The sequence below is a fragment of the Bacteroidota bacterium genome, from assembly GCA_016714535.1.
In the GTDB taxonomy this organism is placed as follows: Bacteria; Bacteroidota; Bacteroidia; order AKYH767-A; family OLB10; genus JADKFV01.
The window spans coordinates 361,676-387,988 of record JADKDR010000005.1 but is presented as its reverse complement, the minus strand read 5'-3'; the positions used below and the strand labels follow the sequence as shown (position 1 = coordinate 387,988).

Annotated in this window: 29 protein-coding genes; 6 read left to right on the top strand and 23 right to left on the bottom strand. The window is 36.9% G+C overall.

What is annotated here, in order from left to right; all coding sequences use genetic code 11:
* Window positions 1–72: 72 nt before the first annotated feature.
* The 3 genes from IPO27_09340 to IPO27_09330 form a co-directional block, all read right to left on the bottom strand.
* A complete protein-coding gene (locus tag IPO27_09340) occupies window positions 73–243 on the bottom strand; it encodes a hypothetical protein (protein ID MBK8846719.1) in 171 nt (56 codons plus the stop codon).
* Window positions 244–316: 73 nt separating this feature from the next.
* Window positions 317–2,017: a PspC domain-containing protein gene (locus tag IPO27_09335; GenBank protein ID MBK8846718.1), complete on the bottom strand. Its 1,701-nt coding sequence runs from the start codon at window positions 2,015–2,017 to the stop codon at window positions 317–319.
* The gene (locus tag IPO27_09330; GenBank protein MBK8846717.1) at window positions 2,014–2,355 is read right to left on the bottom strand and encodes a PadR family transcriptional regulator; all 342 of its coding nucleotides are present in this window, start codon (window positions 2,353–2,355) and stop codon (window positions 2,014–2,016) included. Before IPO27_09330 ends, IPO27_09335 begins: the two co-directional genes overlap by 4 nt.
* Before the next feature lie 386 nt (window positions 2,356–2,741).
* On the opposite strand from IPO27_09330, the gene IPO27_09325 reads away from it, so the two are divergent.
* Both IPO27_09325 and IPO27_09320 read left to right on the top strand, forming a co-directional pair.
* Complete coding sequence (locus IPO27_09325; GenBank protein ID MBK8846716.1) at window positions 2,742–2,909, top strand: hypothetical protein; 168 nt, start codon at window positions 2,742–2,744, stop codon at window positions 2,907–2,909.
* Window positions 2,910–3,504: 595 nt separating this feature from the next.
* Window positions 3,505–4,299: a T9SS type A sorting domain-containing protein gene (locus tag IPO27_09320; GenBank protein MBK8846715.1), complete on the top strand. Its 795-nt coding sequence runs from the start codon at window positions 3,505–3,507 to the stop codon at window positions 4,297–4,299.
* A gap of 813 nt (window positions 4,300–5,112) precedes the next feature.
* Here IPO27_09320 and IPO27_09315 read toward each other — a convergent pair.
* Window positions 5,113–5,322, bottom strand: coding sequence for a hypothetical protein (locus IPO27_09315; GenBank protein MBK8846714.1), 210 nt, complete (start codon window positions 5,320–5,322; stop codon window positions 5,113–5,115).
* Window positions 5,323–6,054: 732 nt separating this feature from the next.
* On the opposite strand from IPO27_09315, the gene IPO27_09310 reads away from it, so the two are divergent.
* Window positions 6,055–6,423: a hypothetical protein gene (locus IPO27_09310; protein MBK8846713.1), complete on the top strand. Its 369-nt coding sequence runs from the start codon at window positions 6,055–6,057 to the stop codon at window positions 6,421–6,423.
* A gap of 102 nt (window positions 6,424–6,525) precedes the next feature.
* On the opposite strand, the gene IPO27_09305 is transcribed toward IPO27_09310, so the two are convergent.
* From IPO27_09305 to IPO27_09220, 18 genes are all read right to left on the bottom strand, one after another.
* On the bottom strand, window positions 6,526–7,299 hold the full coding sequence (locus IPO27_09305; GenBank protein ID MBK8846712.1) for an ATP-binding protein: 774 nt from the start codon (window positions 7,297–7,299) through the stop codon (window positions 6,526–6,528).
* A gap of 165 nt (window positions 7,300–7,464) precedes the next feature.
* Window positions 7,465–8,139, bottom strand: a complete 675-nt coding sequence (locus IPO27_09300) for a response regulator transcription factor (protein MBK8846711.1) — start codon at window positions 8,137–8,139, stop codon at window positions 7,465–7,467.
* A 192-nt stretch (window positions 8,140–8,331) separates the two neighbouring features.
* Complete coding sequence (locus IPO27_09295) at window positions 8,332–9,609, bottom strand: hypothetical protein (GenBank protein MBK8846710.1); 1,278 nt, start codon at window positions 9,607–9,609, stop codon at window positions 8,332–8,334.
* A 6-nt stretch (window positions 9,610–9,615) separates the two neighbouring features.
* Entirely contained in the window at window positions 9,616–10,515 is a 900-nt protein-coding gene (locus IPO27_09290) for a hypothetical protein (GenBank protein ID MBK8846709.1), read from the bottom strand.
* Between the two features lie 109 nt (window positions 10,516–10,624).
* A complete protein-coding gene (locus IPO27_09285) occupies window positions 10,625–11,047 on the bottom strand; it encodes a DUF393 domain-containing protein (protein MBK8846708.1) in 423 nt (140 codons plus the stop codon).
* Window positions 11,038–12,339: a hypothetical protein gene (locus IPO27_09280; GenBank protein MBK8846707.1), complete on the bottom strand. Its 1,302-nt coding sequence runs from the start codon at window positions 12,337–12,339 to the stop codon at window positions 11,038–11,040. Before IPO27_09280 ends, IPO27_09285 begins: the two co-directional genes overlap by 10 nt.
* Window positions 12,336–13,490, bottom strand: coding sequence for a hypothetical protein (locus tag IPO27_09275; GenBank protein MBK8846706.1), 1,155 nt, complete (start codon window positions 13,488–13,490; stop codon window positions 12,336–12,338). Before IPO27_09275 ends, IPO27_09280 begins: the two co-directional genes overlap by 4 nt.
* A 189-nt stretch (window positions 13,491–13,679) precedes the next feature.
* Entirely contained in the window at window positions 13,680–14,258 is a 579-nt protein-coding gene (locus IPO27_09270; GenBank protein MBK8846705.1) for a tRNA-(ms[2]io[6]A)-hydroxylase, read from the bottom strand.
* A 25-nt stretch (window positions 14,259–14,283) separates the two neighbouring features.
* Window positions 14,284–14,748 (bottom strand): hypothetical protein, encoded by a 465-nt coding sequence (locus IPO27_09265; protein MBK8846704.1) that lies wholly within the window; start codon window positions 14,746–14,748, stop codon window positions 14,284–14,286.
* A 64-nt stretch (window positions 14,749–14,812) separates the two neighbouring features.
* Window positions 14,813–15,781, bottom strand: coding sequence for a signal recognition particle-docking protein FtsY (gene ftsY, locus IPO27_09260; protein MBK8846703.1), 969 nt, complete (start codon window positions 15,779–15,781; stop codon window positions 14,813–14,815).
* A 97-nt stretch (window positions 15,782–15,878) separates the two neighbouring features.
* On the bottom strand, window positions 15,879–16,031 hold the full coding sequence (locus tag IPO27_09255; GenBank protein MBK8846702.1) for a DUF4295 domain-containing protein: 153 nt from the start codon (window positions 16,029–16,031) through the stop codon (window positions 15,879–15,881).
* A 29-nt stretch (window positions 16,032–16,060) separates the two neighbouring features.
* Complete coding sequence (rpmG, locus tag IPO27_09250) at window positions 16,061–16,243, bottom strand: 50S ribosomal protein L33 (protein ID MBK8846701.1); 183 nt, start codon at window positions 16,241–16,243, stop codon at window positions 16,061–16,063.
* A gap of 32 nt (window positions 16,244–16,275) precedes the next feature.
* Window positions 16,276–16,509: a 50S ribosomal protein L28 gene (rpmB, locus tag IPO27_09245; protein MBK8846700.1), complete on the bottom strand. Its 234-nt coding sequence runs from the start codon at window positions 16,507–16,509 to the stop codon at window positions 16,276–16,278.
* A 294-nt stretch (window positions 16,510–16,803) separates the two neighbouring features.
* Window positions 16,804–17,937 carry an aminofutalosine synthase MqnE gene (gene mqnE / locus IPO27_09240; protein MBK8846699.1) on the bottom strand — a complete coding sequence of 378 codons (1,134 nt, stop codon included), beginning with the start codon at window positions 17,935–17,937 and terminating at the stop codon, window positions 16,804–16,806.
* A complete protein-coding gene (locus IPO27_09235; protein MBK8846698.1) occupies window positions 17,938–19,221 on the bottom strand; it encodes a T9SS type A sorting domain-containing protein in 1,284 nt (427 codons plus the stop codon).
* A gap of 105 nt (window positions 19,222–19,326) precedes the next feature.
* Complete coding sequence (locus IPO27_09230; GenBank protein ID MBK8846697.1) at window positions 19,327–20,589, bottom strand: T9SS type A sorting domain-containing protein; 1,263 nt, start codon at window positions 20,587–20,589, stop codon at window positions 19,327–19,329.
* Window positions 20,590–20,733: 144 nt separating this feature from the next.
* Window positions 20,734–21,819 carry a T9SS type A sorting domain-containing protein gene (locus IPO27_09225; GenBank protein ID MBK8846696.1) on the bottom strand — a complete coding sequence of 362 codons (1,086 nt, stop codon included), beginning with the start codon at window positions 21,817–21,819 and terminating at the stop codon, window positions 20,734–20,736.
* Between the two features lie 229 nt (window positions 21,820–22,048).
* Window positions 22,049–22,819 carry a TIGR00266 family protein gene (locus IPO27_09220; GenBank protein ID MBK8846695.1) on the bottom strand — a complete coding sequence of 257 codons (771 nt, stop codon included), beginning with the start codon at window positions 22,817–22,819 and terminating at the stop codon, window positions 22,049–22,051.
* A gap of 140 nt (window positions 22,820–22,959) precedes the next feature.
* Between IPO27_09220 and IPO27_09215 the strand changes: the two genes are divergently transcribed.
* The 3 genes from IPO27_09215 to IPO27_09205 are packed head-to-tail and all read left to right on the top strand — an operon-like array spanning window position 22,960 to window position 25,748.
* Entirely contained in the window at window positions 22,960–23,298 is a 339-nt protein-coding gene (locus IPO27_09215; protein ID MBK8846694.1) for a hypothetical protein, read from the top strand.
* Between the two features lie 18 nt (window positions 23,299–23,316).
* The gene (locus IPO27_09210) at window positions 23,317–24,048 is read left to right on the top strand and encodes a hypothetical protein (GenBank protein MBK8846693.1); all 732 of its coding nucleotides are present in this window, start codon (window positions 23,317–23,319) and stop codon (window positions 24,046–24,048) included.
* An 11-nt stretch (window positions 24,049–24,059) separates the two neighbouring features.
* Window positions 24,060–25,748 carry a S8 family peptidase gene (locus tag IPO27_09205; GenBank protein MBK8846692.1) on the top strand — a complete coding sequence of 563 codons (1,689 nt, stop codon included), beginning with the start codon at window positions 24,060–24,062 and terminating at the stop codon, window positions 25,746–25,748.
* Between the two features lies 1 nt (window position 25,749).
* Here the strand turns inward: IPO27_09205 and IPO27_09200 are convergent, their stop codons facing one another.
* Window positions 25,750–26,313 carry a hypothetical protein gene (locus IPO27_09200; protein MBK8846691.1) on the bottom strand — a complete coding sequence of 188 codons (564 nt, stop codon included), beginning with the start codon at window positions 26,311–26,313 and terminating at the stop codon, window positions 25,750–25,752.

The following is a 26,313-nucleotide window of genomic DNA, read 5'->3' as shown; positions in this document are numbered from 1 at the left end:
GGCGTTAAAAAAATTAAGCCCGTTAAAATGATTAACGGGCTTTTTTAATTACTATAAACTACCAAACATTTCTTAAATACTCATAGAAAGACTATTTTGAAGTGCCGGTTGAAAATTTTGTTTCCCTTCACTAACTTCTGTTTCCTCATCGAACAAATGCTGGTAAAGCAAACTAGTACCTGGTAATGCAGCTACCACTACTACAAATACCAGAAAATATTGAACAAGCATTAAAGTTTCCATTTTCTATCTTTTTAATTAAGTATTTTGATTTAGAATTATTGAGAGATAATCACAAGACGATTTCGTTAATTTACTATTTTGAACTATTAGAATTTATACTGATAGTATCATTATCTGTAGTAATGGTAACTCCATTTTTATTAATCTCAACTTTGGCATCTTTTCCATTAATATTCAAGGTGCTTCTGGTGGTGTCACTATTCCAATCGTCATTTTCATTGTATGATTCAGATTCTGATCCTTCTTTTTTAAAATCATAATCAAGACATTTTAAACCCTTATCGGTCATAAGCCAGTAATGCCCTACCATATCATTATCCCACGTATTAGTTACATTTTTCAAATCATAAAATACATCTTCGCTTCCGGGCTCCAGATAAATAACTTTACCAACAGGTACACGCAATACCAAACGTACTCGCTGAAAACGGAACTTACGTTTTTGATCTATTTGTAAACGACTACCAAAGAAAAACTTATTGTCGCGCTGCTCCATTCTGTATATGATTGCATTAGCATTCTGCATAGCATCCTCTTCGCTCCTGCCCTTTGCTTTTGATACTTGAACTAATTCAAACTTATCGTCCATCGACCTTTCAATATTAAGCTGCACATTGTCTTCAAGATTAAAAATCTTGTCGCCATTACGTACACTCCACCTTTTGCTATTAAAGCCAACCGAAAAATTATTTCGAATCATATTCATACTTTCATCTTGAGGTAACAATGCTATACCTACCGTATCGCGCATAGGTTGTGCAATGTTTACCGAAGTGCGATTACCTCCTTCGTAGGCCATTTCCTGTCCGATATCGAATGCGCAATAAAAGGCAATTGCAACTCCCATAAGCATTAGAAAAAGAGCGCTTGCACGAACCCATGGGTACGATGTCTTTACTTTAAATATCCATTTGAAAATTTTGTAAAGAATATATAAAACAGGCACACCTATAAGAAGCAGCGTAGCTGCAATAACCCAAAACTGCTGCGACTGACTGATGAACATATTGGTCATAAACACCGGCATACTTATGCCGGTAACACCTAATATTCCGAAAAGTCCAACTACCAGAGCTATTAATACGATTACTCCAATTATACCAAAGAACACTGCTGCTATGTAAGCGAAAATCTTAAACCCTATTTTAATAATTTCGCCAAGGGTTTCGAAGAAACGTTGAATTCCGGTTTGCTCAGTTTGGTACGAATTAAAATTTTTTTTTATCGACTCCACATTTACAGGCTTACCTCGCATTTCAAGCTTTTGTGCAGTTGTTACTGCTTTTGGTAATACAATCCAAAGGATTAAGTAGATCCAAAAACCTCCGGTACCAAATAAAAATAATAATACGAATGCTACGCGAAGCCATGCAGGATCTATTCCTAGCCTGTACGATAATCCGGCACATACACCTGCAATTACTTTTTCGTCTTCATCGCGATACATTTTACGAGCACCATTTAGTGGCATATCGTATGCAGTGTCTTCTTTCTTGATATCGCTGTCGGTAGTGCCTTCAAACATTTCAGGCTTACCCATCACGGTTATTACTTCTTCTACATCATGTAATTCAACCACTTGGCGAGTGGTACCAATGCGCTGCTGCAGCATCTCAGCTATGCGACTTTCTATATCCTGCATTATTTCTTCGCGCCCATCGCTGCTGGTGAAGTGGCCGCGTATTGCATTCAGATATTTTCCAAGCGATTCATAGGCACTTTCTTCTATATGAAACACCATGCCTCCTATATTTACTGTTACGGTCTTGTTCATTGTATGATGGTTTTATTTGTGGTTTCGTTTACGGCCTGCACCAATTCAGACCAGGTTTGTTTTAATTCATTTAAAAAATTTTCGCCAATTGGTGTCAGCGAATAATACTTGCGCGGTGGCCCGCTGTTACTCTCTACCCAACGGTAATTTAAAAGTCCTGCATTTTTTAATCTCGTAAGCAGTGGATACAATGTTCCTTCAACTACTAACAGTTTGGCATCCTTCATTTTGCTGATTATATCGCTTGGATAAATTTCGCCTTGGGAAATGATGCTTAATATGCAAAACTCTAAAACCCCTTTGCGCATTTGAGCCTGTGTGTTCTCTAAATTACTCATTGCTTATTTGTGTTTTACTGAGTTTGATTTTTATAATACTGGGTATAAGCCTGTACAATGCCTTACCTAGTAAAATGTTATGCAAATATAAATGCAAAAAACAGTACCTTGTTACACCAAGTACTAAAATATTTTTTATATTACTGATTATCAAGTAGATTATTTTTAAATCTATGTTCGCCAACAGTGTCAAAAATTAATAAAACTTAAGAATGAGCTTTCAGCTTGCTAGGCAAAATGCGTTTTAAACTGCGTAAAAGCTGTTTCAAACCCCCAATTTGATGTTTTAGGTGGCTACCTTTTAAAGGAAACCCGTCCCACGAATAATGAAATCCCCCCCGCTCGTCCGCATTTGCAATGCGGATTCATGATTGTTTTGTAAAACGATGTTTCAAGTTATTGTAAAATTCATGCTGCGAAATGTTCCGTATGGCTTGTTGAACAGCGATTTAAACCTCACCCCCGGCCCCTCTCCTTCAGGAGAGGGGAGAATACAATACACGCAGCCTCGTGCAAGTCTTAACAATGCATGCAGACTGTTGAATCAATCGTAATGTAAAAAGCTGCAGCAACGTATATAGTTACAGTTAAGCCTCCCTAAAGTCCACAACCAAAATAAAACATACCCGAAAAATATTTCAAATCTTCCTTGCTCACCCAAGCGCCCTTGCCATTGGCTCATAAATTCCTAACACAACGTATATAGTTAAGGTTAATTCTTCTATCAACTTAAAAATATAACAATCCCAAACTAAATCGAAAAAATTTGCATACTGGGATTTTGAAAATTTCAATACTATGCAAAAGCATTGAATTTTAGTCTATAAAACTATTAAAAAAGTTGAATAGTATTGCTAAGAGCCACCAGCGATAACTCATGGGGAAGCAAGGGCTCAACCATGTTTGCTAGTATTGTTTTTTTTCATATCTTTGTTGTATATTAAGGATTAATTATAAATGATGTACATCGCCAACCGTATACGTTTTATAAAATTAACATCTGAGCATTACCACAATCACTTTAATTTTTATTCACATTTTTATTTTTAAAAGTCTTTTGCTCAGACAGGAATAGAGTTTGCACCTAATCATTCACATTGGTCACAATTTGCAACATTTTGGTATAGTCCTGGAAGTGGTCAGCCACCTTTGTGTGTCTGTACCTATCAGCAAACTCAAATTACTGGAGATACTATAGTCAATAATAAGTTCTTGCAAAAAGTTGATTCGTCAAAATCAGAAATTTTTGATTCCCTGTGTCTTAAACCTTGGATTTATATTCATACTGATTCGAATAAAGTTTTTGCTGGTACAGATCCCAATTCACTAAATTTATTATATGATTTTACCTTGAATGTAGGAGATTCGTTTACATTTAATGCTGTTACAAACACACCCTTTCCCAACACTTATGCTCTTGCCGTTGATTCAGTTGATACGCTTATTTTGGGCGGAGTTCCACGTAAGAGAATCAAATTTACCCGTATACCCTTCTATCAAATGTACCAAGACCCTATTCAATGGGTTCAAGGTATTGGAGATTTAACTTATGGATTTGTATTAGATTATGGCTTTATAGTATATGCCAATTATGTAAACACAGGAAATTGCGCCTTAAGTTGTTTTACAGACAGCATTTCTTCAGTTTTTGGCAATTGCACTTATGGCAGTTGCGCTTTAGATTTAATAGAAACTCAAATTCCAAATTATTCTATATTTCCTATCCCCGCAAACAATGAATTATTTATCAACCATCCATTTGACTTGCGAAACATGACAGTTCAATTATACAATTCTCTTGGTGAAAAAATACTTGATAAAATATTTGCAGGAGTTAGTGCCTCAATATCGCTTGATGTTTCAAAAATCAATAATGGAATTTATTTTGTCTCACTTACTCAAGGAGAACAAATAAAAACTTACAAAATTGTTATTAAACACTAATCATTTAGCCTCGGGCGAGTCACAGCCAAGGCAATCAGAGAGTGACTCGTGCACAAGTTTAAAAGCACAAGCAACGTATATTCTTAGCGCTACACGCCCGCTCGTCCGCATATGTGATACTGATACCAGATAGTTTTGTAAACCAATTTCTCCAGTCGTTGTAAAAACATATTTTAATGTAGGAGAATTTCTCGCAAGCCTTTACAAAACCAGTGGCAGAACAAGTTCGTTACTACTGTTACTATTAAGAAAGATGAAATTTGGAATTGGGAAGAAGGCAATTAAGAAAAAGAAATTCCCACTAACAAGTTTGTGAAATAAAGAAAAATAATATACATTCAAATCCAGCTAGTGCTGAGATTTTTAAAAAGTAAGAAGACTTTACTTGAAGCGGTGCTGGAGATTATTATGAAGTTACAAAATGCTGACTTGAGCTTGCCTCCCTTTGATGACGCGTCAAAAATGACTTTTCATAGAAACTCGACATACTATGTGGAACAGGTTGAAGAGTGTGGGATAGTAATTAAAATTAAAACCCATGTAAAAGAGTTTTTCGCTTTTATTCGTAAATATCTTTTCTGTGCCCGAGGTCAATAACATCAACAATAAGGACATCGTCAAAAATTTCGTAAATAATGCGGCAATCTGACACACGGATACGCTACCCATCTCTGCCTTTTAGTTTTTTATATCCAATAGGGCGCGGAATATTGGCAAGGCTATAAATAGCCTTCTTGATCTCGGAATAATATGGCTCATTAATTTGTAGAAGAGCTTTAATGGCTCGTTTCTTTAAAGTAACATTGTAAACCATTACTTCGCTTTGCGTTTTGCTTCAATTATATTGAAAGCATCGTCAATAGGAATAGAAGGCTCGTTGGATTCTTTGGCTTCATCATAAAGTTTAATATCTGCTAACTCTTCCAATTCTTCCATTATAGCTTTAAACTCTTGCATTGGTAGCACCACGGATATTTTTTTTCCTGTATTGTCAGTGATGTAGTGTGGATGTACTGTGTGCATTTTTAAATTTATTTAACTGCATTGTTTTTGTACAAAGTTAGTTTAAAAGATTTCCAAAAACAAAAAAATCCTTTTGCTCGTCCGCATATCCGATGCTGATACCAGATAGTTTTCTAATGCAATGCTTCAAGTTGTTTAAAAATCAAAATTGTAATGTATCAGGATCCACTGCTCGTTTGCATTTGCAATGCGGATTCATGATTGTTTTGTAAAACGATGTTTCAAGTTATTGTAAAACTCATGCCTCGAAATGTTCCGTATGGCTTGTTGAAAAACCTCACCCCCTGCCCCTCTCCTTCAGGAGAGGGGAGAATACAATACTTGCAACCTCGCACAAATCTTAATAATGCATGTAGTCTGTTGACTCTTACGCAATGTAAAAAGTTAAAGCAACGTATATAGTTACAGTTAAGTCTCCCCCATTAGTCCGCATTTGCAATGCGGATGTCCCACACTCATGTGCATTTGCAATGCAGATACTTGATAGTTTTGTAAAACAATGTCTCAAGTTATTGTACAACTCGCTCTTCGAAATGCTCTGTATGGCTTGTCGAACACCGAAGTACCCTGCGGCACCTATTGAAGAACGTGCATACCGGGTATAATTAAACTTATTTTTTAAAACCTGTAACATTATAAGCTGCTGCGTTGTATTATTGTTAATAGTTCCAACTTTATTTTAAAAAAAACATAGAAGAGCGGAGTCAGCTCTTTAAACTCTGATACACCTAAATGAAAAACTATATCAGCTATTCTATTTTTTTCCTTGTTGCCTTTGTAATGTTAATTTCGTTTAAAGTAGCTACAAGAGAGGATAAATTCAGTATCGGAACTTTTGCCAACTGTGGTGGAGAGCAATCGTTGCCACAACTAAATCTGCATGATGATAATAGCTTTCAATATTATTATCTAAACTCATTTTTCGAAAAGGAATTAATAGAAGGAAGTTGGAAACGAGAAAAAAATGAAATTTTACTTAGTACAAGTGTTAAGAATAATGAGATGCCTACAAAATGGGTGATAGATAAGGCATACAATTGTGTAAGAGGCCGAAGCGGATTGCAATGGACAAGGCTATGTAATATTGCAGGATGTAAATAACTGAAAGTTAACTTTACTAAAGATGATTAGGATGATGATGATGACACATTGCATTATCAAATATTTCTGTTAGGCACTCCATCACCACTTCAATCGAAAAAATTAGTTCTCATTCGTTTTTCTATCAATTCGAAAGGTAAATCGGGTTCCTGCATTGCTTTTACTTTCAACCTGAATAACTGATTGATGCGCTTCGATAATATGCTTTACAATAGACAAGCCCAAACCGCTTCCACCTTTAACCCTGGAGCGGTCCTTATCAACCCTGTAAAAACGCTCAAAAATACGAGGGAGGTGCTCCTCGCTTATGCCTATGCCATCATCTTTTACTTCGACAAAACAATACGAATCATCAGTTGATAAGGAAAGCGTAGTAGTGCCTCCCTGCTTGCCATAAGTAATGCTGTTATTTACTAAATTGATTAACACTTGCCGTATACGTTCGCGATCTGCCAATACTGCACATGAATCAATATGCGTGCTAATAATCAAATAGCAGTTATTCTGAATGGCTTTGCGCCTAAGATCCTCGGCCACATCGTAAATCAGTTTTACAATATCGAACTCTCGAATTTCAAGTGCAAACCTGCCGGGTTCCAATTGCGATATCGCATCAAGGTCATCTATGAGTGAGGTGATACGCTCAAGGTTTTCGGCTGCTTTACGCAAATAAGAAGTGCTAATGTTTTTATCTTCAAGAGCCCCATCAAGCAAGGTGTGTATGTACCCCTCGATATTAAATATGGGTGTTCTTAATTCATGCGAAACATTTGATAAAAACTCCTTTCGGTACGAATCCACATTGCGCAGTTTATTCATTTCTATTTCGCGCGCTTCTTCAATTTTCTCAATGTTCAATTCAATTAACCTAAGCATCGAACTGCTTGAAAAGTTTGTTTGCTGTTCTGGCACTAACGATTTGGAAAGTTGTAAAAGTTTATCTCTGAAACGTTTCAGGTGAATGCGTTGTCTATATTTATCGGCCATCCAAATGGCGACAACTATTAAGATTATAGCAGAATAAACTAAATGAATCACGTCTTACAAGTCAAACTTATATCCAATACCTTTTATGGTACGAATATAGTCATCTCCCAACTTTTCACGAATTTTTCGAATATGCACATCAATCGTACGATCACCAACTACAATGTCATCGCCCCATACTCTACTCAAAATATCTTCGCGGGTAAACACTTTGCCCGGTTTGGTAGCAAGTAAACTCAACAATTCAAATTCTTTGCGGGGTAGGCTTATTTGGGTTCCCTTTAGCATTACATGATACTTTTCGCGATTAATGAGTAAGTCGCCAAAGTGAAGTGGCAATGTTTCATCGCTACTGCGGTTTACTCTACGCAACAACGCATTTACTCTACTAATAAGTAAGCGTGGTTTAATTGGCTTGGTTATGTAATCATCTGCTCCATTATCCAGTCCTGCTATTTGCGAATACTCTTCTGTACGGGCAGTTAAAAAGGTAATGAGGGTATGTTTAAGTTCCGGAATTTCTCGTATTTGTCTGCATGCTTCTATGCCATCCATAACAGGCATCATGATATCCAGAATGATAAGGTCAGGACGCTCTTTGAGCGCCACTTCAATGGCTTCTTTGCCATTGGTGGCTAGAGATACATCATAATCTGACTTCCTTAAATTGTAACTTACAAACTCAAGTATATCCGGATCATCATCTACCAACAATATCTTTTCGTGCATAAATTGCTTTTTGCAAAGTGACACCAATTAGGTTAGTACAAAGTAAACTAAAGATTATTAAATTATTAATAAAGGCTAAACTTAATATTTGCAATATGTAAAGTATGAAACTTCAGCTACGTTTTTTTTAAAACCGTATTAGTCAAATTATATCCTTCTTGAGCAATATTGCTATTAGTAAAGTGCCTATCCTTACTCTACCGGCACCAGTTTGTAATCCTTAAATTTAAGTATATGTACTTTTAAGTTGCTATATCTATTTTTTCCTGTTCCTTTTATATTAAACAAATCGTTGTTAAACAGGGCAGCATCTTCTTCACTAAATCCCGATTCTACTAACTTACCGCTGTTGCCAATATCAATAAGCCCTTTGGTAAAAAAGTACGCAAGATAAGCTGCCTGTGTGGGTGCCGCGTGGTAACGGTTGGTATATACTTTCTTGAACTCCGTAAATTCAGGACTATTGTAATTTACATAGTTAGAATTAAAAATGGTAGTATTGAATTTAAGGAACTGATTAAAATCGATGGATTCGAAATTCTCCCAGGTTGGCATTCCGAAAACCGTAAGGTTTTCGCTATCTGCATAATACTTTAACCAATTAAAAACTGCCGACACATACGATTCATCATTGCTTGCAATAATAATCAACCGTTTTGTTTTGCTGCTCTTTAATACGAGCGAATCCTTGGTTATACCGTACTCAAATGGAATTACAGTTGAGCTATCGCCCATCCCTCTCAATTGGTTAATAAAACTAAATGCCAGGTTTTTTTCTTTATTATTCGAAGGGCGATATAAACAAGTAATTTGTTCAGCCGCATAGTTCTTGAATATATACTGCGATGCCATCTTTATTAAAAGCGCATTGTTGGGAACGAGTTGAATGCACTGCTCACAATCTTGCTGAATTGCATTAAGACATACAATCCACTTACGATGCATTTTATTTTGTTTTTGCAATTGATCGAGCTGCACCTGGTTCAGCTGAGAAAAAATATAAGAGGCATTATATGTTTCATCCAAAATCAAGTTTGCTGTCAATAAAAGCGAATCTTGAGCGGTATCTATTGCACGGCTTTTAAGTTTTATCTTTTCGGATGCATGATCAGCAGCAGCCATTTGAAATCCCTGATAAAAACTTATTGCTGCTGCAGATCGCTCAGTGCCGTCAGAGCCTACTTTTGTTTCGCTGCCAGTGCCGCCTTCAGTTTGCAGGTTCTCTTCAAAATCAAATGGCAATACAAAGTTCATGGAAAGTGTTTGTTCGCCCTTTTCCGTATTATCAATGACGGTGTCCTTATTAGAATGAATCGTTGTAGCAGTATCCGTTGGAAACTGTATTTGCGAAGAAGTTTTAGTCCTTTTTGAAGGATTACATGCTGAAAGCAAAACGGTACATAAGCCAATAAACAGTGCCGTCCGATTGGCAATGCACTTAACCCCTCTTGCAAAAGCCTTGATCTTCACCAAGCTTTACTTTAAAAAAATGTTTGTTGACGACACAAGCATATTATCGAGATAGATATTTACTTTATACGCACCGGCTACAAAATTGCGCTCTTCTTCTTCATATTTCATGGTTACTTCCTGCTTATCATTGTTGTAATTTATTTTTGTAGAGGTGGTAAAAAGTTGTTCTTCGTTGCTTCCCTTTACAGTAAATTTATTTGAGCCTTCGCTGCGGTTGCCAAGTACCTTGCCACCTGGTTCGGTTATTTGTAAATATACTACCTTTTCTCCAGCCTTGGCTATTTTATTGTCCATAATGGTAAACGAAGATTCAAATTTATTGGTACGCTTAGCCAACGAAGTTACGCTGTACTTATCATTTCCACGTTTCTTAAATGTTGCCAATTTTACGTACTCTACTCCAACAATGCTTGCCTTGTCAACTGTAGATGCGAGGTCTTTGGTTAACTCATCCACTTTGCCCGTAAGATTTTCTTTATCAACTGTAAGCTGTTGATTTGCCAACATGAGCGAATCAATTTTATCCAGATACTGGTCGCGCATTTCGCGCAATGAGGCTAACTCAGCTTGCAATTTAGAATTCAGCTCTTGCGAATTTTTACTCGTTTTAATAAGTTGATTAATTCGCAATTTCTGGTCATCTACCCGGCTATTAGCTTCGGCCAGGAGGCTATCAAGCTGGGCATTCTGGCCTTTGTATTTATCCAGCTCATCGTAGGTTGCTTTAAGCTCGTTTTCAATATCCGTTTTTTCAATTACAAGCGAATCGGCTTTGGCTTGAACATATTGAACTTCGGTTTTTGTGTTTTGCATTTGGTAAACATTACCTCCCAGCGAAGCTGCAAGTAATACGCCCAATACAACTTTTGTGGTGTTACCACTTTTTGAATTATTATTTTCCATTTAAAATTGAATATTAATGAGTAGAAAGAATGACGCAAAATGTAAACAAATATTATGCTAACAAAATTTTATGTGTAATTATTTTAGGCGAATGCCGGCCACTTGTATTCTATTTGACAAATCGTGCCAATAGTGCCTGGTCGGGAATCATACAATTTGCCCTCTTGCCAAACAATCTATACCGGCTTTTTGCTATGATATTGTAAACTCCATTTCGAATAAACTTTGGGAATATTTTAGTATAACTAATGATGACAAACCATCCGCCAAGGCGTTTGGCTATTTCAATTACGGCATCGCTTCGTATATATAGTCGATTATTAACCCATAATGCCATGGTATCCTGCTCCATTTGTATGTGACCAAATAGGTTATTGGCCAAAGCAAACTCGCCTGTAAGTGTAGAAAATAAAAATTGTTGATGTTGGTCGTGCTTGATAATAAGCTGTATTGCAACATTGCACAAGTTACAATAACCATCAAAAAAAATGATGGGTTTAGTGGTAGTATTAATCAATTGCTTTAACTCCATTTCCGAAAGATTTTAATACTACTTAAATCAATATGTAATGCCAGAGCCAATAAAATAAATGGAGTAAAAAGAACCTTATACCGAATATATGTTCCTATAATGGGTGTAGTTATACCAATAAGTGCAGTGGAACTTAATGCAAAAAAGAGCATAGCAATTGAAATTAATGCAAATTCCTTTTTATATCTGAAATGAAACATGCCTATTAATAACAAGGAAAATAAAACATAATTCTCTAAAATAGGAAACAACAGTTTAGCATTATTTGTTTCGGGAAAAAATGGAATCGCAAGAATTCTAAATATTGCTTCGGGAATGGCTAGCAGAATTTCGAACACCGATGGACCTTGAAGTAGTGAAGGCAATAGTGTGCTTGCATCTACTTTGGCAGCATAATTAACCGTATTGTTTGCTTGCTGATAAATTGCCAAAGAAAACTGATGGTAGTTTAAAAATACTTCTGCAAAAATCCAGGATGAAACAATGCAAGCAAAAATAAGCAGACTAGCAACTATCGGGTTAAATCTTCGAAAATAGTTTGCCGTAAAATAAAATAGCAAGAATACCATTACTGCAACTGCAAAATAGAGTTTTATTGATGTAAAAATGAGCAGAGAAAGTACAAACCACGCGATATTGACAAAACCCGGCCGTGCTATAACATTAGAAAGAGCTATAATAAACAAGGCAAAGAAACACCATGCTACTGTTTCCTTAAAAGCCATCGAAAACCAAAACAAACATCCCGGTAGTGATGTGGTGCAAATAAAAAACGCCAACTGGATAGCTGATTTATTATACAGCATTGCAAATGCAGGTAACGATGGAATTTTACGACACAAAAACACTGAAGCACAAAGCGAAAAAAATGCCCACCACAAATTCATAATACTAAAATAAAACCAATGAAGCGGAATGGCAACCATATTAAGCCTTATTAAAGTGCGCGTATCATTGTGAGTTTGAAGTCGGTGATTCCAACCGGGAAAATTGCTTGTAATTGGTTTAACTTGCACATCATTAGCCTGTCCCCAAAAAATACTAAAGGCAGTGGTTTTATCTGTGAGAAATAATTTTGCAAAGGGCCTTGTGCCTTCAAACACATGATAGATGTCGGCATTAACATCATACTTTTTTGCCAAATTTACTTGTACCTGAACGATTCCAATTTTTAGAATAAAAATTATTGCAATGATTTTATTTGGAACCCCGGATAATTTAAAAAAAGGCAATCTTATGATGCCATAAAGCATGCCTAAAGCAAGCACTGTAAATAATACTGCCTCGATCAAATGTTTATTATTTTTTTGATAAAGCCATATCGAGAAGCCATCGCATTCAAATCGATATTATCAGCTATCCAAATCATCAGGAAAGGTAGAAAGATGGATTTATATCGAACTAATGCACCCTCCACAGGCACTATCAATCCAAGTAAGGAAAAGCCGGCCACCACAACCGATACACAAAGTAAATTAAGATCTGTTTGCTTTTTTCTATTATACATGGCAACCAATGTAAGCAACAATACAACAGCATTTTCGATAGCCGAAATTACGATAAATGGGTTGGACCAATCAGAAAACGGGCGCAACAATGTATTGATAAACGCGCGAGGCAATGCCACTATCAATTGTGAATAGTTTGAAAAATCGGGAGTAGAAAAATAACTGCCCGCATTCATTTGTTGGGCGAGAACAATAAAAGCCTTACGCTTTTCAATTAGAGCTGTTAATACATTGATACTTCCAACATAATGACTGAACAAAAACATTAAAAGATAAAAAAGACTTACGCCCGCAAACCACCATGCAATGCTTACGGAATGCCTTTTTATTAACTTGCGTACAATACTTAAAATCAACAAACATGGCAACACAATTAATACCACGTAAAATTTTAAAAATGCAAGCATCAACATAACAGCTATTATACCAATAAGATCCAGGTAAGTAGCAGCGTTAGAAATGAATTTTGAGAAATGAAAAATCATCAGGCCCAATCCAAATATGGTTAGGGCTTCCTTCAAAATTCCTGACGTCCAAAATAATATAGAAGGAAGCAAAAATAGGAGCACAAACAATACACCGGGTGGAGTTTGCGAGTACTTACTAAAAACCTTGAACAGCGCCATCAATCCTACAAATGATAAAAAAGTAAAAAACATCATTTGTATCAGATAATCGCCAGCCGAAACTAATATCAAGCCTGCATTCATTATTATCATTACATGATTACTGGAATATGAATGCTTCGCATTTTCCCAATTATTAACACTTACCCGCAAACTATAATTTTCGCTTGTAAAATGGCCTTGTAAAAAATCGTATGTTGCAAATGGCTTTATCTGCAAATGCTGTAAGATTAGTCGGGCATCATCATAATATCGAAATATGTCTGCAGTTTGCCTATTGGTGTAATAAAAGGTATAAATTAAAAACATGGCGAATGCAAAAAACAACTTAACAAGAAAAGCAAGTTGAAAATTAAGTGGATGTAATCTTCGGAAAAAGAAGAATCGATTATTACGTATTATCTTTACATACAACACTAACCACAAAATTCTGAAGACCAAAATCATATGACAAAAGAAAGAAAATCGGGGAACAAATATGCTAACTGCAAAAAGGAATTAGCCATGTATCGTTTCCTTCACACTAAAGCGCTTCATAATTTCTGCTTCGTATTGTAAAATTTCTTCCCAACGCTGATCAACATCTTCCTTACCATATTTGCGTGCAAAATTTATGAAGGTTGTATAATGATTAGCTTCGCTAATCATTAAATCGCGATAAAAACCAGCAAGAAAATTATCGGTAAGCTTTTCGCTAAGTATACGAAATCGCTCACAACTGCGCGCTTCAATCATGGCTGCAAACAGCAGCCTGTCTACCATAATTTGATTAAGGTTAGCCCCTTTGCGCATAAACTCCAATAATAAATTTACATACTCATCTTTTCTTGACTTGCCAAGCTTCATACCTCTTTGCAACAACAGTTGATGCACCATTTTAAAATGTGCCATTTCCTCCTGGGCAATTTCAATCATTGACTCAACCAAGTCCGAAAATTCAGGATATAAAATGATTAATGAAATTGCATTACTTGCAGCCTTTTGTTCGCAGTAGGCATGATCTATCAATATCTCTTCTATGTTTTCTTCTGCAATATTTACCCATCGTGGGTCAGTGGCAAGCTTTAACTTAAACATGACGATAGCGGATTATATGTTCTTTTTACTCTTTAAAATTTTCCTTCTTGTATGAAATTCTCACTTCGGGTGGCAAAAGCTGATTAAGAAAAATGATAAAGTCCCCCGCCTTGTCAACATAACAATTGGTTATAGAACAACTTCGCGTATAAAAAGCACTGCGGTAATTAAATTTGATAACTCTTGGATAATGGTCGTAGCTAATATAACCCAGATTTGCAAAGTCTTTATAGTAAACGGTATCGAGCAAATCGAAACGATAATCGTTTACAAACTTTCTTACGATTTTTCTTTCCTTGCGGCTAAGTTTTCGATTCAGATAATTTACGGTAGACTTTCCATCATCTGACAAACCCGCTATTACAAGGCTATCCGCAGTTAATCGGTAATCTTGTCTTAATAATTGAAAGCCGAGATTATCGGACCAAAAAATCTCAAACTGTTTTCCAGATAATGCTTGAGCATTCGCCAGTACTGGAAATACTGCCAATAGTATTAATAAAATAAAAATATTCTTTTGGATAGATTGCATGCTACAACATATAGGGATATAGTTACGCCATTATTGTTTCTTTAAATAATGAGTTAACAAATTCCATTTTATTAAACAACTGTAGGTCTTCTATTTTCTCTCCTACTCCAATGTACTTAACCGGTATTTTAAATTCATTACTGATGCCGATAACAACACCACCCTTGGCTGTTCCATCAAGTTTAGTTAATGCCAACGCATTTACCTCGGTAACAGAAATAAACTGCCTGGCTTGTTCAATCGCATTCTGACCGGTACTTGCATCAAGTACAAGTAGTATTTCGTGGGGAGCATCGGGAATCACCTTTTGCATTACGCGTTTAATTTTTCCTAATTCATTCATCAGGCTGGTCTTATTATGCAGCCGCCCGGCAGTATCTATCAATGCAATATCCACTTCACGTGCTTTGGCTGCTTGCACGGTATCAAAAGCAACCGAAGCAGGGTCGGCACCCATTCCTTGGCTAATGATTGGCACATCTACACGTTTACTCCAAATAGTTAGCTGATCAACAGCTGCTGCCCTAAAAGTATCGGCCGCTCCCAGCAAAACCGACTTGCCGTCTTGCTTAAAATGATTGGCAAGTTTGCCAATTGTGGTAGTTTTACCAACGCCATTTACACCTACCACCATTATTACATAGGGCTTCTTAGTAGAATCATATATATTAGCCGGAGTTAAATCTCCTTGCTGCTCATTAAGCAACATGGTAATTTCTTCCTTTAACATTTGATGGAGTTGGTTTGCTCCCACGTACTTATCCTTTGCAACCCGGGCTTGAATTCTTTCAATGATAGTCAAGGTAGTATTTACTCCTACATCTGACGAAACCAGTATCTCCTCCAACTGATCTAGTATTTCATCATCTATGGCTGACTTACCTGCTATCGCTTTGGTAATTCTGGTAAATACATTGTCACGGGTTTTTTCTAACCCCTTGTCCAACGATTCCTTTTCTGATTTGCCAAATATTTTACTGAAAAAACCCATACGGCCTGTTATTTTTTATTCTCAATATATCTTTATAAAAAATGGCTTCTCTCTACAAGCGAAAGAAGCCATTTACATATTTTATGAATTGCGATAATTACTTATCTTTCAAAAAATCTTTTACGTGATCGTTATGCACAATCTCTTCTTTGAATGAATATCCTCCTGATGCGGTTTTAACCATTTTAATTACGCGCGAAAACTCTTTTCCCTTTCCTGTTTTTAGTGTCGCAACAACCTTCTTTGCCATTTTATTTTCGTATTAATTTAGATTATTAATTACTTGATTTCCTTGTGAACTGTCATTTTCTTAAGCACTGCGTTGAACTTTTTCAACTCCAAACGCTCAGGGTCATTCTTCTTATTCTTGGTAGTAATATAACGAGAAGTACCCGGTTGTCCACTATTTTTGTGCTCGGTGCATTCTAAAATTACTTGAATGCGATTTCCTTTTTTTGCCATTGTTCAGTTATTTTTTCTGTTAATCCTAAATATTAAAGGCTGCCTTTACGAAAAACCTTTTCTATAGCTGCGCTTATACCCAATTTGTTAATAGTGCGTAATGCACTTGTACTAACCTTTAACGTAATCCATTGGCCGGTTTCCGGAATGAAAAAACGCTTAGTTTGAAGATTGGGATTAAACCTGCGCTTGGTTTTTTTATTCGAAAATGATACGTGATTTCCTCCTATCGAAGTCTTTCCCGTTAAATCACAAATTTTTGACATAACCTGTTCTTTTTTTGAAGGGTGCAAATATAGAAGAATAATTTCAAATACAAATCTGTGGAGATATTATTTTTCGAACAACAAGAAGCTGTGGCCTGCTCATTTTTTATGTATTGGTTTTAAGGTGGTAAGTTGTTGTGTAAAAAAAATTCTGCCGGTTTTTAAGGAAAGGAAATGCGGCAGAAATCAAGGTGCAATAAGAATGTTGACGTTTTTGTTTACAAAAACCATAACGAATTGCTATCCAAAAACAGACAGCCTATTATTTCAGTCAAATATTAACAGGCTCATTAATTAATTCCAGTTTTTGACAACATTATAAAGGGTGTCGCGCTCAATTGGCACCCGTCCTGCATTTTTAATTAAATCTACCAATTGCGAAGTTGTCATGGCTGGCGATTGCTCCTCGGAACCGGCCATGCTATAAATTTTAGTACTATCATCAATGGTTCCATCTATATCATCTACTCCATAGCTAAGTGCTAACTGAGTTGTTTGGCGACCAATCATAGGCCAGTACGCTTTAACATGATTAAAATTGTCTAGAAAAAGCCTGGAAACAGCATAGTTCTTAAGGTCTTCTATCATACTAACCTCCTCTATGTGCGACATATCGTTATCCTTATTCCTAAACTTAAGAGGAATAAAAGTATTAAAACCACCTGTTTTATCTTGCAAATCGCGCAAGAGGCTCATGTGTTGAATACGGTGCTCATAGGTTTCAATATGCCCATAGAGCATGGTGGCGTTGCTTGCCATGCTCAGCCTGTGAGCAGTTTCATGTATTTCGAGCCATTCATCAGCGGTGCATTTATCGGCACATATCTTAGCTCTGATTTCGGTGGCAAATATTTCGGCTCCTCCTCCGGGTATCGAGTTCAGGCCATTCTCCTTTAGGTAGCCAAGACCCTCGCTATAGGTCATCTTCGCCCTTTTTATCATATAGTCCAATTCTACTGCTGTAAATGCTTTAATGTGCAAATCGGGACGATGTTCCTTTATAGCCTTTAATAGCCTTGCAAAATAATATATGTCCATTTTGGGATGTACGCCTCCAACAATATGTACTTCGGTAATTGGATGTCCATCATAGCTTTTTACTTTATCAAGCATTTCGTCATAGCTAAGCTCCCATCCTTCTTCGCGATTTTTGTACTGACGCGAATAGGAACAAAAATTACAACTAAAGATACAAACGTTGGTAGGCTCAATATGAAAATTGCGGTTAAAATATACATGGTCGGCATTCTTTCTTTCTCTGACCACATTAGCCCTTACTCCGAGCAGGTTGATATCTGTATGATATAACACTAATGCATCTTGGTTACTTAGTCTAATATTATTTTTAACTTTTTCAACTATGGTTTGCACGGGCATCGATTTTATTGAACCCTCTAACAAATTCAATTGGGAGTCTGAAGTTTTCATTTACTGTTTTGACTTTACAAATCGTTTTACATAATCTTTTTTGTTAGCTGATATTCTTATAAAATATCCACCACCCGGCATTAAGGAGGTGTCGATTATGAATTTGGTTTGCGTTGCATATTCATCCTTCAGATAAATCTCGTTAAAAAATAATTGACCTAAAGCGTTGTAAATATTAACTTCTATATCGGTACTAAGTTCTCCAACTATAAGCACATTAAGCTCATTTGTTGCATCACCGGGAAGAAATAAAGAAGGATAGATTTCAAAATCAACTTCGGCAGTATCGACCTCAGCAGGTGCTGGCGCGCATATGGAGTTTGTAAAAAAGGATGATCTGAAATTTTCAAGGGCATTATTCATTCTTTTACACTGAATTTTTGTAAACATATTCAGGCATTTATCATAGGTGTAATCCATATAGTTCATATACATATCTCCTTCGGGTGCATTTCCACATAGTGCAGAAATTTTCGGAAATTGAGGACATTGAAACCCTTGTCCGCTGTTAATACCATAGTTAGGCCCCTCTTGCGGTGGGGTATCTGCGCAGAAGTCGTCTCCACACTGCGAATCACCCCAAATATGATAGAGACCCAACCAATGCCCAACCTCATGGGTTACGGTGCGTCCACGATTATAAGGAGGGCTAACTGTACCTTTATTGCCAAAAGCTGAAGATAAAATAACTATCCCATCATTTTCAGGCGGGCCGCCCGGAAAAGTGGCATAACCTAATAACGAACTGCCCCCACCGAAATCCTTTAAATCACCAACCCAGATATTCAAATATCTGTCAGCAGGCCACGCATTGCTGCCACCTGCGGTATCAAACTTGATTTTATCATCCAATGTAAAAAAGGAATTGGTAGTCAACTTGCGCACAATGCCGCTTGATGGGTTGCTATCCGGATTTATGCTTGCCAGACAAAATTGAATTTTGGAATCGCCAATTGCTGGCTTAAATACATTAGGTACTGCACTTAAGTCGTTGTTATTCGCTCTAAAATCTTCGTTCAAAATGTCTATTTGTGATTCAATTTGTGCTGAAGGTATGTTTGTACCTACACCCAAAGGCTCTCCTTTGTATAGTACATGAACAACCACAGGTATAACAATAACACCGGATATTTGGTTTTGGTTTTCATTTTCCAAAACTTTGGTATTGCCATAACTTTTGCCTGCCATATACTCGGTGGTTCCGCACCTGATTATAGCATCTTGAGCAATAAGGCTTAATTGTGAGAAGAAATAAGCGAGAACGAGAACTATTATTTTTTGCATACGGTGATGGTGCTTTAACGCACTTTTCTTAGAGACTATTGATAATAAAAAAACGCAACCAAAAGTACTTCTTAGTTGCGCTTTTTTAAAATTATTTATTTAAATTTATTGAATACTTATTCGCTTTGTATAAATCTTGCCTTCGGTACTAAATAACATATTATATACTCCCTTTTTCAAACTACTTAAATCAAGTTGATAGTTACTGTTTGTAAAAGCCTTTTCTTGCGTACTAAATACCTTTTGGCCTACAAGATTATGCACTTCTACTTCAAATTGACGAATATTTCCTGCCATAAATGATAGATTAAAAATACCACTTGAAGGGTTAGGAAATATACTCATGATTTCGGCAGCATCTGAAATTTCGTTAATGCTTGCCGGAACACAGCCTAGAGAAGTTAATAATGCTTTACGAGTTCCATTGTTAGGGTTAAATAGCAAGTTCATGCGAGCCCCTTGTCCTATCGAAAACATGTTCATACAATCATCGTCAACATAATCCATATAGTTCATAAACATTTCGCCATTAGGTCCATTACTACAAGTGATCTTTGGAAATGATGGGCAACCAAAATTAGAGGATTGTTGCACAGGAGTATCGGAAACGAAATCGTTTCCGCAATTTGAATCTCCCCAAATGTGACGAAGATTTAGCCAGTGGCCAACTTCGTGCGTTGTTGTACGACCAAGGTTGTATGGGCTAAATGAGCCCGGATTTGCAATGCTTCCTATCGAAGAATACAATACAACTACGCCATCGGTATTGGCAGCACCACCAGGAAATTGTGCATAACCTAATAAGCCACCACCTAAGTTACAAATCCATAGATTTAAGTAACTATCACGAGGCCATGCGTCTACACCACCCTGACTCGTGAATTTTGCATCATTACTTGAGCCAAATGAGCTTTTTGTTGTCTGTACACGGTTAATTCCAGTATGCGGGTTACCTTGAGGGTCGCGCTTTGCAAGACAAAACTGAATTTGTGAATTGGCAATAAGTGGCTTAAACACAGCAGGAACAAGGTTAGTGTCAGTATTAGTAGCACTATAGTCTTGATTTAATTGCTCTATTTGAGCAAATATCTTAGCATCTACTATATTCTGTGTTTGAGTTTTCCATAATACATGCGCAACAACCGGAATGGTCACAATGTTTGTTACTTTATTTAATGAGGGATTTGCATCAACTTCTGCAGCTTCTGCATTTAATCTGTCATAATTGGCTTTAAACTGCGAGTCTTTGGACATTAACTCTGCGTTGTGTTCATGTGTTGCGCATTGGCGCGTTCTTTTTTGATCCTGCGCATTCATGCTGCTTATGCATAAAAATGCGGCAGATACTACAAGTAGTGTTTTTTTCATTATTTTAAAGAATTTATTGTGTTAATTATCTTTTTGCAAATGTAACTATTTTCAATCCTGCTATATAACTTGTTTAAAAATGTTTCTAATAATCGTGCATAAAATGGCTGAAACCATATTAACGAAGATCAATGTAGCAACTAATTAATTTTTTATCAATCGCTCCATTTTTAAGATCGCTCCTGTTGATGCATCTATCATTCTAATAAAATACATTCCTGGCTCTAGCTCAGTCCCAAGGCCGGACGTGGTTTCAGATATTGTTTTTGCAAAAACACGTTGTCCGCTTATGGAATATATTTCGAGCTTACAAACCATGCCTGAAACCGGCAGTAGTATTGAAAAATCATGCGAAAATGGATTAGGCCCAACAGCCAAATCAGTTTCTAATTGATTGCCTTCGCGGCAATTATTAATAACATAGGTTGGTAGCGATGTGCGGCTACAACCTGAAGCAGTGTTGGTAACGATAACCCTATAGGTACCTGCCTGATTGCTCATATATACTTGATTGGTTTGTCCATTCAATAGGGTTGCATTTCGTCTCCATTGATAGGTTAAGTTATTACCTGAGTTTGCCAGCATGGTGATGGTTTGAGCTGCACATTTTAGAACGGTATCTTTAGGCGTAATGGTAGCAGCTGGCAATGCTTTTACCTTTACTTGTATTGCATTCGATGCAGAAGTATTACCACAATTATTAGTTCGAATTACACTGTAATTAAAAGTTCCTGTTTGATTTACTGTATAAGTTGACATTACCGCTCCAAGGATGTCAACCCCATTCTTCTGCCATTTAAATGTGCCGGTAGATGGTGTGGCTGCAAGTGTCACACTTCCGCCCTTACAAAAAGTGGTTGGACCATTTGCAGCTATTGCAACCTGCACAGGCGGGCAAAGAACAACAAAACTAGCTTGCATTACGCCTGAATGCGGATTGCATTGATAATTGTACGTTCCAACAACTGCAGGCACATACAAGAAGGTTGTTACATTGGGGCTCATAGGCGAATTCCATGGTGCTGCTCCGTTAGGAATAACTGTACTGGTGGTGGTATGACTACCATTTACGTACTGCCAAATCACAGTATCACCAAGGTTCATACTAAAAGTACTTGGCGAAAACTGAAACGAGCTTACTTGAACAGTAAACTTTGCCGCATAAGTTTTATCGCTTATAGCCATTCCGGCAGTTAAAAGAATAAATAATAATGTAGTTTTCTTTGCCATTTTTGATTTTTTTTGATTTAAGAGTTAAGCAAATATATGTCTTTTTTTTATCCAAATCAAGTTTGTAAGCCAATAAATGAAAATTTATTCTTGCCTATTAATATTAATGCAATTACAACTACTAAAGAATCCTGCTTTAGCAATATCCGGATGGAGCATATCTTTAAGAAAATAAAACGATTCAGTCTTAAAATAAATACTTGCCATGAAGAGATATAGAAATTAATAATTATTCTTTGCCGCTTATTAAGCCTCCAAGCAAGCCTCCGGTTATTCCACCAAGACCGCGCGACTCTTCTCTACCTCCAAAAGATCCTCCCGCTTGTAATATACGACCAGCTAACCTCGATAATGGTAGGCTTTGCAGAAACACTAAACCAGGACCTGTAACAAGGGCTGTAAACAAACCTTCGCCACCGAATAAAGCATTTTTAAATCCTCCAACAAATTTAATGTCATAATCAATGGTAGGGCTAAAGCCAACCAGACAACCAGTATCTACGCGCAATGTTTCGCCTTGCTTCAATTCTCTCCGTATAATCGTACCACCTGCATGAATAAACGTATTGCCATTTCCTTCTAATTTTTGCAGAATAAATCCTTCGCCTCCAAATAGGCCTGCACCAAATCTTTTAGTGAAAGCCACATTTATTTCTATCCCTTGAGCAGCGCAAAGGAATCCATCCTTCTGGCAAAAAAATGCTCCTCCATGATCTGCAGGATTTATTCGAATAATTTTTCCCGGGTATGGAGCTGCAAAAGCAACTTTACGCTTGCCACCACCCTGATTAATAAAACTGCTTATAAAAAAACTATCTCCGGTTATCATACGCTTTAAGCCTTTGAATATACCTCCACCTGTGCCGGTTTGCATTTCTATTCCCTCTTCCATATAGAGCATGCTTCCTACCTCGGCACGCACCGCCTCTTTCGGATCTAATTCAATTTCCACCAATTGAACATCATCACCTACTATGTTAAAATCAATTTCGTGAACCATCTTTTATTAATTTATATAGTTTAAAAAAATCTAACGTTTCTATTTGCAAATTTGTGTAAAATAAACGCTTCAAATAAAATTATCTTTGCGCATCTAGTAAATAGTCTGTAAATTAGATGCGAATTAAAAACATTGTTACTATGGCACGATATTTTTTACTTGCATTCTTCTTCGCCTTAATTATTTCGCTAGATACCAAAGCGCAAACAATAAATCAGGTGGATACTTCGCTTAATGGAAAACTAGCACCTAATGAGTACAAGTTTAAACTACGCAGACCCGCTCAATGTATTGACAAAGGAACTTTGCAAAAAACCGGAGAAACTTTAAAATCAAGATTGAGCGATGACGGAACAGAAGTTATTATTAGTAATTGGAGGTTTGGAAATTCGGTATATTTTGAAATAACCTACCCAGATGGGCAGAAAGATGTATATGTAAAAAGTCCTTGTGCGCTGGAAATGATTATGCCTTTGTAAAAATAAACCATTTAGGTCATGATAAAAAAAGTTCAAGTTTCAAATTCGGCTAAATATTGCTTGACAATATTTAGTTACATGTTTTATATTTTTACTATAAGCGCATGTAAAAAAGATTCTTCGCAAGATGAAATTCCTTACATCGGAATAAATTACACTCCCATTGAAATTGGCGACTGGATCATTTACGATGTTGATTCAACCTATAAGGCAGGATTTACAAATTATGTTCACGCCCATTATCAAATAAAAGAGGTAGTTGCAGACACGTTTATTGATGATGAAGGACACCTTGCATATCGTATCGAACGATTTCGTAAAGATTCTGGTCAATTTCCAGATTGGACAATTTATCAGGTATGGAGTGCGCGCATTAGCAGCATGGCGTATGAGCGAAACGAAGACAATAACCGTTTCATTAAAGTTAGCTTTCCGATTAAGAATGGTAAAACATGGAATGGAAATAGCAAAAACATATTTGAGCGCATGGATTATGAATTTACTGATGTGCACGTAAATGAACAGGTTGGAAAATTTAACCTTGACTCAGTTGCTACTGTGTTGCACACTGATGACACCACCAATTTGGTGAAGCCCGAATTTGAATATGAAAAATATGCTGCCAATGTGGGCTTGGTATATCGTTACAGTTACAAAATTGAACGACAAGCACAGCAAGGCAACCCCAATATTATTGATACAGTAAAATACATAAAGTACATAGAGAACATAATTGATTATAAGAAATAACATTTTATTCTATGAATTCACTATTTAAAAAAAACAATATTGTAATTGCTTTACTATTTTTTTCTTTGACAACAGCTGTGGCTCAGGACCGATATGTGGTGCAGTTGAAAGATAAGAATAATTCACCCTACAGTTTTTCTAATCCGGGTGCGTATCTAAGTCAAAAATCTATAACCAGGCGAGCGAATCAAAATATAGCCATAGATTCTATGGACTTGCCTGTAAACCCTGTTTATGTAAGCACTATCAGTAATCTCGGTGCAACGATTATAAATTATTCGAAATGGCTAAATACCATAACCATTCAAACTACCAACTCACAAGTGCTTGCCGATGTTCAAGCTTTATCATTTGTGAGTTCGGTAAATAATGTAGGCAGAATAATAGTAGCCACATCTGCAGATATAGACAGCAGAAAATTTAAGGGCAGTGAAATATTAACAAGACCGAAAGCGGCAAATTCAGAAAAGTCAAATAGTTTTTCTTATGGCCCGGCCTTTCATCAGATTAATATGCTAAACGCTATTAACCTGCACGATGCCGGCTTTAGTGGCAATGGAATGATGATTGCTATAATGGATGCTGGTTTTTGGAAAACAGATTCGCTTCCAGTATTTGATAGCCTATTCGCACAAAACCGAATAGTAGCAACTCATGACTTTGTTTTGAATAATGACTTAGTTTTTGATTTTCACCCACGTGGCACTTCGTGCCTATCAGTAATGGCCGCTAACCTTCCCGGTACAATGGTAGGAATAGCTCCCCATGTTCAATACATACTATGCAGAATTGAAGATGGCGCTACTGAAAACATAATTGAAGAGTATAATTGGGCTGCAGGTGCTGAATTTGCAGATAGTATTGGTGCAGATGTATTCTCAACTTCACTTGGCTACACGCTATTTGACAATCCAAATCACAACCACAGTTATGCCTCCTTGGATGGCAATACAGCGCCAATGAGCATTGCAGCAGATATTGCAGCAAGCAGAGGCATTGTAGTAATTAACAGTGCTGGAAACGAAGGAAATAGTCCATGGAACTATATTAGTGTGCCAGCCGATGCTAACAACATTTTAGCTGTTGGGGCTGTAGATAGTTTAATGCAATATGCATCATTTAGTGGAAATGGCCCAACCCCCGATGGACGTGTGAAGCCTGATGTATGTGCTTTAGGTCAAGGCACCTATGTGGTTTCGCCCTGGGATGGTTCAGTGGTGCCCGGTAATGGAACCTCGTTCTCAGGACCAGTAATTGCAGGACTTGCTGCTTGCCTTTGGCAAGCGCATAATGCAAAAACCAGCGCAGAACTTACAAGTGCAATTAGACAAAGTGCTTCGCAATACAGTAACCCCGATACACTACTCGGATTTGGGATTCCTAATTTCTCGCAAGCATCCTTCATATTAGGCGGACTAGATACTCCTGTTAGTAAGGACGAAGATTTTATTATTAACTATGGACCAAATCCATTTAAGGATGAGTTTACAATAGGTTTCTTTACTACCACCAATCAGGATGTAACGGTATCTATATATGATGTGACAGGAAAACTACTTCAGTCATTCACAAAATATGTGCTTCCAATTTTTATAAATCAGATTACTATTTCCGAAAAAGTTAGTACAGGCAATATTGTAGTAGCTATAACCAATTCAAAAGGAAAAGTAAGCAGGCAGGTTTTCACCCGCCTGCGTTAGTTTATTGCACTTGCATTTGAAAGGTAACATCAATATCGGTTTCACCGATATTGCATTGTCCATTCTTAGTGCCCGGTTGATGCTTAAGTACTGCCTGAACTGTGCCCTGACCTACAGCTTTTGTTGTCCATTTTGATTGAATACCTATAGGCAAGGAGTTGCCATCCTTATCGGTTACTACAATTTCGACTATATTCACAGTTGCTGTGTAACAAAACAAATGATCGTTGGCCTCTTCAAGCACTTCGTTCGATATACTGTCAACAGGATTTACAGTTTCGTTTAATAAAACGATTTCGGTTAGCCAGGTTTTATTGGCATCAAGCTTAATGGTATCAAAAATATTGGGGCCTAACCCCCCATCTCCATCCGGATCACGAAATGTGGCTGAACGCACATCTGCTAAATTTGCGCTATCCTTAAAAATTAATTTCAAGGTAGTTATAATTTCCTGTTCGTTGCCTGTAGGTGGAGGATTTTCAGGATCATCTTTATCTTTTTTACAAGAGGTTACTACTGATATAATTGCCAAAAAAAATAATGTATTTAAAATTGTTTTTTTCAT